This is a genomic window from Streptomyces sp. NPDC050759, from assembly GCF_044456945.1.
In the GTDB taxonomy this organism is placed as follows: domain Bacteria; phylum Actinomycetota; class Actinomycetes; order Streptomycetales; family Streptomycetaceae; genus Streptomyces.
Genome location: NZ_JBITGI010000015.1, coordinates 231,656 through 238,555, shown reverse-complemented (window position 1 = coordinate 238,555; position 6,900 = coordinate 231,656). Strand labels below are relative to the sequence as shown.

The following is a 6,900-nucleotide window of genomic DNA, read 5'->3' as shown; positions in this document are numbered from 1 at the left end:
GATGTCGGTGAGGGCGACGGCGGCTCCGGACGCGGCGAACGCGCGGGCGGTAGCCAGGCCCATACCGGCGCCGGCGCCGGTGACGAAGGCGACCTGACCGGTGAAGTCGTAGGTGGGATTCACGGGCTGTTGCCCCTTCAGGTGAGGAGATGTGGCGGCACGACTGATGTCAGGGGGCCTGGATGAACTGCGGCGGCACGACTATGTCAGCGGTGCCTGAATCAACTGCGGCGGCACTACACCTTGCCGCGACGCCGTCAGACGGCCTGGCCGCCGTCGACGACCAGGGCGTGGCCGGTGGCGTAGGACGCGGCGTCCGAGCAGAGGCAGAGCACAGCGGCCGCGATGTCTTCCGGTGTGCCCAGGCGTCCGATCGGCTCGGCGCAGCGTCGCCATGGCCATGGTCGGCGCCCCGATGATCACGCGTTCAGCGACTCGATGTCGAGGACGTCGGCGGTGAAGCCGCGCGCCCCGATGCCGTCACCGGCCAGCTCGGTGGTCATCTCCTCCAGGTGCTCGGCGCTGCGTGCGATGAGGGCGACGGCGTGGCCGGCGGCTCCGAAGCGGCGGGCGGTGGCGAGCCCGAGCCCAGGGCCGGCGCCGACGAGGGCGAAGGTCGTCATGGTGAGTCCATGTGTGCGCGGGGGGGGCGGTTGCCGGTCCTGTGGGCGCACCCCTTCGGTGTGGCCCGGATGTGGGCGCACCGCCTCGGTGTGGCCCGGATGTGGGCGCGTATGCGCTCAGGGTTTGAGCAGGGTCTTGATGGCGCGGCGTTCGTCCATGGCCTTGTAGCCTTCGGCGACCTGGTCCAGGGGAAGGGTGAGGTCGAAGACCTTGCCCGGGTTGATCCGGCCCGAGAGGACGCGGTCGATCAGGTCGGGCAGAAAGCGGCGTACGGGGGCGGGGCCGCCGCGCAGGCCGACCTGGGAGAAGAACAGCTCCTGGCCGTCGATAGCCACCTCGTGCGGGACGCCGACGAAGCCGACGTTGCCGCCGGGTCGGGTGGAGCTCAGCGCCTGCCGCATCGACTCGGCGGTGCCCACGCACTCCAGCACGGAGTCCGCGCCGATCCCTTCGGTGAGATCCTTGACGCGGGCGATGCCTTCGTCGCCGCGCTCGGCGACGATGTCGGTGGCGCCGAACTCCAGGGCGAGCTTCTGCCGGGATTCGTGGCGGCTCATGGCGATGATCCGCTCCGCACCCAGCTCCTTTGCGGCGATGACCCCGCACAGGCCGACCGCTCCGTCACCGACCACCACGGCCGTCGAGCCGGGCTTCACCTCGGCGGCGAGGGCGGCGTACCAGCCGGTGCCCATCACGTCGGAGACGGCGAGCAGGCTCGGCACGAGTTCGCCGGACGGGTGCTCGTCGGTGGCGACCAGGGTGCCGTGGGCGTTGGGGATGCGCACGTAGTCGGCCTGACAGGTGGACATGAACTCGCGGTGCAGACAGGAGGACTGCCAGCCGTTACGGCAGTTCGCGCAGGTGTTGTCCGAGGTGGCGAACGACCCGACGACGAACTGGCCCGGCCTGACGTTGGCGACCTCGCTGCCGACCTCCTCGACGATGCCGACGTACTCGTGCCCCATCGGGTGCGGGTCACCGATGGGTTCCGCGCCACGGTAGGGCCACAGGTCCGAGCCGCACACACAGGTGGCGACCGTGCGGATCACCGCGTCGGTCGGGTTGATGATCTTCGGTGCGTCGAGCTCCTCGAGGCGCACGTCGCCAGGGGCGTAGATGACTGCTCCGCGCATGGGGATGCTTCCTTCGGTGCGGGGGTCGGTGACCGCAGCCGGTGATCGCCATCGGCTGCTCGATATCGAGCCTCACACGCGAGGGCAGGCGCGAAAAGCGGAGGAATTAATCCTGGGAGGAGAACATCCTGGGAGTAAACTCTCCCCCCTTTCCCGAGTGGAACCGGTGTCATCCTGGGAAGCATGACCGCCAACGTTCCCCTCAATGAGCTGGGAGAATTCCTCAAGAAGCGCCGTTCCGAGCTGAGTCCGCGCACGGTCGGCCTCCCCGAGACGGGCAAGCCCCGCCGGGTGGCCGGGCTGCGCCGCGAGGAGGTCGCCCAGCTCGCCAGCATCAGCACCGACTACTACACCCGTCTCGAGCAGGGCCGTATGCAGGCATCGGCGCCCGTGCTGGACATCCTCGCCCAGGTACTCCATCTGGACGACGACGAGCGGGGCTACCTCTTCCAGCTCGCCGGCAAGACCACCACCCGCACCCGGCGCCGCGGACGGCAGAAGGTCCAGCCGCAGCTGCAGCGGGTCCTGGACGACCTCACCGCCACCCCGGCCATCGTGCAGGGCCGGCGCGGGGACATTCTGGCGTGGAACGCGCTGGCCGCCGCACTGGTCACCGACTTCTCCGGCATCACGGAAAAGCACCGCAACTACCCGCGGATCGTCTTCACCGACCCCGCCATGCGCACCCTGTACGCCGACTGGAAGACCTCCGCGCACATCGCCGTCGCCCAACTGCGTATGGAGGCCGCGAAGTACCCCGAGGACCCCCGCCTGATCGAGCTGGTCGGTGAACTGTCCCTGCGCGACAAGCAGTTCGCCCGCTGGTGGGGCGATCACCATGTCGCCGCCCGCACGGTGGGCACGAAGACCCTGAACCATCCCGTCGTCGGCGAACTCGTCCTGGACTGGGACACCCTCACCGCCAACACGGACCCCGACCAGAATCTGACCGTCTGGACCGCCGCACCCGGCTCCCCCACCCACGAACGACTGCGCATCCTCGCCTCCTGGGCCGCCGACCAGAACCTGCCCGCCTCCTCCCCCGTCAGCTGACCACGACGGGCCGCCGCCGCAGGTACGGCCGGCGGTCGTGCCGACGACCTGGCACAGAGGCAGATCCGTGTCCGAGCACTGCGCCGACGGCAAAGATGCAGTGCCGAGTGCCGACTCACTGCCCCAGCATGCGGTCGCGGGCCCTGCCCAGACCGTCGGCCAAGGCAGTGAGCTGCTCAGGGGTCAGGACGTCGATGAGCAGCTCGCGGACCGCGGTCACGTGACCCGGGGCAGCCCGCTCGAGCGTGGCCAAACCGGCGTCGGTAAGGACGGCATACACGGCACGAGGGCCGCTCGGACAGATCCGACGCCGCACCAGCCCCGCCTTCTCCAGTTGGGTGATCTGGTACGTCACACCGCTCTGGGAGGCGTACACCGACTCGGCGAGTTCCGTCATGCGCAACTCGTGGCCCGTGGCTCCGGAGAGCCTGGACAGGATTTCGTACTGCACGTGCGTCAGGTCGGCATCGTCCTTCAACTGCTGGTCAAGGCGCCGGTTCAGCAGGGCAGCGGCGCTGAAGAACGCCATCCAGGCCCGCATCTCCTCGCCGGTCAACCATCGCGTGTGGCCCACGCCTCCACCTCCTTGTTCAAATTTTAAGTGGAGAGTACCTTGACCATCGACTTCAAATTTGAAGTCGATGGGCGTAGGGAAGGTACCCACGATGGGATTCAGCAGAAGGACGCTCCTCCGGGCCGCGGCGCTCGGCACGGCCGCGGCCGGTCTTCAGACCATGACATCGAACGCGGCCTCCGCCGCGCCCTCCGGCGACCCGGCGGCCGGCGAACCAGAACAGCTCCAGGCCCTGTACCGCGCGGCCAAGGACGAAGGCGGACGGGCGACCCTCTACATGGGCGGCGACGCCCCCGGGTTCTTCGACTTCATCCCGCAGGCCTTCCTTGCGCAATTCCCCGGCATCCGGATCAACACGGTCACCGACCTGAGCAAGTACCACGACGCGCGCATCGACAACCAACTCGCCACCGGCAACCTGGTCGCCGACATCGCGATCCTGCAGACCACACACGACTTCGACCGCTGGAAGGCCATGGGCGAACTCCTGCGGTACCGCCCCGTCGGCTGGGACAACGTGTTCGACAACGCCAAGGACCCCGACGGCCACTGGGCAAGCGCCTACTACGGGGCGTTCGCCCCGATCGTCGGCATCCACCAGGCACCGGCCGACCCGAACGACTTCCGTGCCACCGACCTGCTCAGCCCCGTCTTCACCAACAAGATCGTCTCCACCTGGCCCAACGACGACGACGCGGTGCTCTTCCAGTACAAGCTGTTCGTCGACCAGTACGGCTGGGACTGGCTGGACAAGTTCGCCGCGCAGCGGCCCACCTACGTCCGCGGCCTGCTGGGCTCCATCAGCGGCGTGACGGACGGCACCTACCTTGCCAGCCCGGCCGGAGCCGGGGGCACGGGCCCCAACAGCGTTCAGGTGCTGCCCCGCCACGACCGGTTCCCGTCCTGGGCACAGCGCGCCGCCATCTTCCGACGGTCCCGGCACCAGGCCACCGCCAAACTGTTCATGAGCTGGCTGCTCTCCCAACAGGCTCAGCAGAACGTCATCGCGAGCTTCACCTGGTCGGTACGCGCCGATGTCGCCCCGCCCGCGGGGCTGAAGCCCCTCGCCGACTACAGCACCACCGACCCCCTCGCTTTTCCAAAGTTCATGAGCGACCGCGCCGCTGTCGACCGGTTCAAGTCCCAGGTGGAGCTGTACGTCGGAGCAGTACAAGGCCCCGACCCCGCCGACCCCCAGAACACCCTCGGCCGCACCCCCGGCCGATTCTGAAACCGCGCCATCTGCGCCGCGCACCAAGCCGACCCCTGTTGGTGCGCGGCCCCCAGGATTCGGTAGGCGGCGGGTCCGGCCGTTGGGAGGCGCTCGGCGTGCGGACACGGCGCCGGGGTGCCGCCCCTGAGGGCCCTGGTGCAGTCGCCCGGCACGGACAGCATGGTCACGATGGGACGCGCCGCCCTGGAGGGCACCAAGCTCGAAGCGAACGCCTCCAGCACAAGGCGATGGGAGTGCGAGGCCACCGGCCTAGCCCGCAGACATACCGAGGGCTGAAGTTCACCGCCAGGACCGCGCCGACAACAGCGACGAGCAGGCCGTCACCGCTGCCGGCCGGAAAGCCGCCGCCCAGGCGCCGCCCAGGCGCGGCCCAGGTCCAGGCCGACTTCTGCTCGAGACGTCTTCGCGGCGGCCGGTCGGACCGGCGCCTTCGGTGACAACCACCGTTCAGCGGTGCAGAGCCCTTGCCGCCACCCCGTTCCGGCGTGTATCTATTACAACCGTAAGAAGACTGATCGTAATACAAATGTACGGAACCGCGGTCCTCGCGCCGTATCCGGTGAGGTCAGATGAGAACGACAAAGAGCATGAAGTGGATCGACGTCCCCACCCGCACGATCGACGTCGGCGGGGTGCCGTTCGCCTACCGCGAGCTCGGTCCGACCGGTGGTGTTCCGGTGGTGTTCCTGCACCACCTGATGGCCGTCCTCGATGACTGGGACCCGAGGATCATCGACGGCATCGCCGCCCGTCGCCGGGTGATCACGTTCGACAATCGCGGGGTCGGCGGGTCCGGAGGATCCGTGCCGCCCGACGTCGCGGACATGGGCCGCGACGCCGTCGCCTTCATCCGTGCGATGGGACTCGAGAAGGTCGACCTCCTCGGGTTCTCGCTCGGCGGCGGAGTCGCACAGATGGTGGCCCTGCAGGCACCCGAACTCGTGCGCCGGATCATCCTGGCCGGGACCGGTCCCCGCGGAGGCGGCGGCATCAAGGAGATCAACAAGGTCGCGGTCAGGGCGTACGTCAAGTCCGCGCTCACCCTGAAGGACGCCAGGACGTTCCTGTTCTTCCCGCGCGACGCCGAGGGCAAGAGGGCCGCGAAGGACTACCTCGCCCGGCTCAAGGAGCGCACCCGGAATCGCGACGAGAAGATCTCCCTGCAGGCTCGGCGGGCGCAGCTGAAGGCCATCCGCGCCGCCGGACTGCACGCACCCGACGACCTCTCGGTGATCACCCAGCCGGTCTTCGTCGCCAACGGTGATCACGACCTCATGGTCGCGAGCAGCAACTCGGCCGACATGGCCCGCCGGATCCCGAACGCCCGCCTGAAGATCTACCCGAACTCCGGGCACGGCGGCGTCTTCCAGCACCACCGGGAGTTCGTCCCCGAGGTTCTGGAGTTCCTCGATGGCTGAGAGGCCCGACCGGTCGATCGCCGGGAAGGTCGCCCTCGTCACCGGTGGCGGCCGGGGCCTGGGCGCGGCGACCGCGCGGGCGCTGACCGCCGCCGGTGCTCGGGTCTTCGTGATCGATCTGCACCGCCCGGCCGCGGGCGAGGCGATCGACGAACGGGTCACCTACCTGACCGGCGATGTGACCGACCTCGGCGACATGACCCGAGCGGCCGAGACCGTCGTCAGGGACGCCGGCCGCCTGGACATCGTGATCGCGAACGCGGGCGTACTCGGGCGGGGCACGACCCTCCGGGCGTCATCGCCTTCGGTGGTCGACCGACTCTTCGACGTGAACGTCGGAGGTGCGCTCAACACGGTCCGCGCCACCCTTCCGAGCCTCATCGAGAACCGTGGCCGGCTCGTCCTGATCTCGTCGGTGTTCGCCTTCGTCAACGGTGCCGGCGCCATCCCGTACGCGATGAGCAAGGCAGCGGTCGAGCAGCTCGGCCGTGGACTGCGCGTCGAGCTCGCCGCTCATGGTGTCAGCGTCACGACCGCGTACTTCGCGGTGATCAACACCGACATGACCCGGCAGGGCCTCGACGAGGATCCGGTGGCCCAGGCGCTGCTCGGCACCCAACCGAGGTTCCTGCGCAAGCGCATCAGCCCCGAGCAAGCGGCGGGGGCCGTCGTCGACGGCCTGCGCCGCCGGGACGTGCAGGTGTTTCGTCCCCGCAGATGGACCGTGGTCTCGCAGGCCCGCGGCATCATCGCACTCGGGCTGGACTCCGGCCTGGCACGGGATCGCACCGTCCAGAACATCCTCGGACGCCTCGACACGCGTGAGGGCGAGGACTTCCTGACCACCTGATGTCAGGAACAACG

At 69.0% G+C, this 6,900-nt stretch carries 7 protein-coding genes and 2 pseudogenes; 4 read left to right on the top strand and 5 right to left on the bottom strand.

Features of this window, described 5'->3' with window-relative positions:
- The 4 genes and pseudogenes from ACIBJB_RS36020 to ACIBJB_RS36005 all read right to left on the bottom strand — a co-directional run.
- Positions 1 to 123: pseudogene (locus tag ACIBJB_RS36020) on the bottom strand (oxidoreductase); the annotation flags it as partial.
- Between the two features lie 134 nt (positions 124 to 257).
- On the bottom strand, positions 258 to 374 hold the full coding sequence (locus ACIBJB_RS36015) for an SDR family oxidoreductase (RefSeq protein ID WP_398937100.1): 117 nt from the start codon (positions 372 to 374) through the stop codon (positions 258 to 260).
- Between the two features lie 48 nt (positions 375 to 422).
- Positions 423 to 623 (bottom strand): annotated as a pseudogene (locus ACIBJB_RS36010) (SDR family NAD(P)-dependent oxidoreductase); the annotation flags it as partial.
- Positions 624 to 740: 117 nt separating this feature from the next.
- Positions 741 to 1,757, bottom strand: coding sequence for a zinc-dependent alcohol dehydrogenase family protein (locus tag ACIBJB_RS36005; RefSeq protein ID WP_398937089.1), 1,017 nt, complete (start codon positions 1,755 to 1,757; stop codon positions 741 to 743).
- A 183-nt stretch (positions 1,758 to 1,940) separates the two neighbouring features.
- Between ACIBJB_RS36005 and ACIBJB_RS36000 the strand changes: the two genes are divergently transcribed.
- Positions 1,941 to 2,810 carry a helix-turn-helix domain-containing protein gene (locus tag ACIBJB_RS36000; RefSeq protein WP_398937087.1) on the top strand — a complete coding sequence of 290 codons (870 nt, stop codon included), beginning with the start codon at positions 1,941 to 1,943 and terminating at the stop codon, positions 2,808 to 2,810.
- A gap of 115 nt (positions 2,811 to 2,925) precedes the next feature.
- Here ACIBJB_RS36000 and ACIBJB_RS35995 read toward each other — a convergent pair whose 3' ends face one another.
- Positions 2,926 to 3,384: a MarR family winged helix-turn-helix transcriptional regulator gene (locus ACIBJB_RS35995; protein WP_398937085.1), complete on the bottom strand. Its 459-nt coding sequence runs from the start codon at positions 3,382 to 3,384 to the stop codon at positions 2,926 to 2,928.
- A 91-nt stretch (positions 3,385 to 3,475) separates the two neighbouring features.
- Here ACIBJB_RS35995 and ACIBJB_RS35990 point away from each other — a divergent pair, with 91 nt between their 5' ends.
- The 3 genes from ACIBJB_RS35990 to ACIBJB_RS35980 all read left to right on the top strand — a co-directional run bounded on the left by ACIBJB_RS35990 (position 3,476) and on the right by ACIBJB_RS35980 (position 6,886).
- On the top strand, positions 3,476 to 4,615 hold the full coding sequence (locus tag ACIBJB_RS35990) for an ABC transporter substrate-binding protein (RefSeq protein ID WP_398937083.1): 1,140 nt from the start codon (positions 3,476 to 3,478) through the stop codon (positions 4,613 to 4,615).
- Between the two features lie 572 nt (positions 4,616 to 5,187).
- Complete coding sequence (locus tag ACIBJB_RS35985; protein ID WP_398937081.1) at positions 5,188 to 6,036, top strand: alpha/beta fold hydrolase; 849 nt, start codon at positions 5,188 to 5,190, stop codon at positions 6,034 to 6,036.
- The gene (locus tag ACIBJB_RS35980) at positions 6,029 to 6,886 is read left to right on the top strand and encodes an SDR family NAD(P)-dependent oxidoreductase (RefSeq protein WP_398937079.1); all 858 of its coding nucleotides are present in this window, start codon (positions 6,029 to 6,031) and stop codon (positions 6,884 to 6,886) included. Before ACIBJB_RS35985 ends, ACIBJB_RS35980 begins: the two co-directional genes overlap by 8 nt.
- The last annotated feature ends 14 nt before the right edge of the window (positions 6,887 to 6,900 follow it).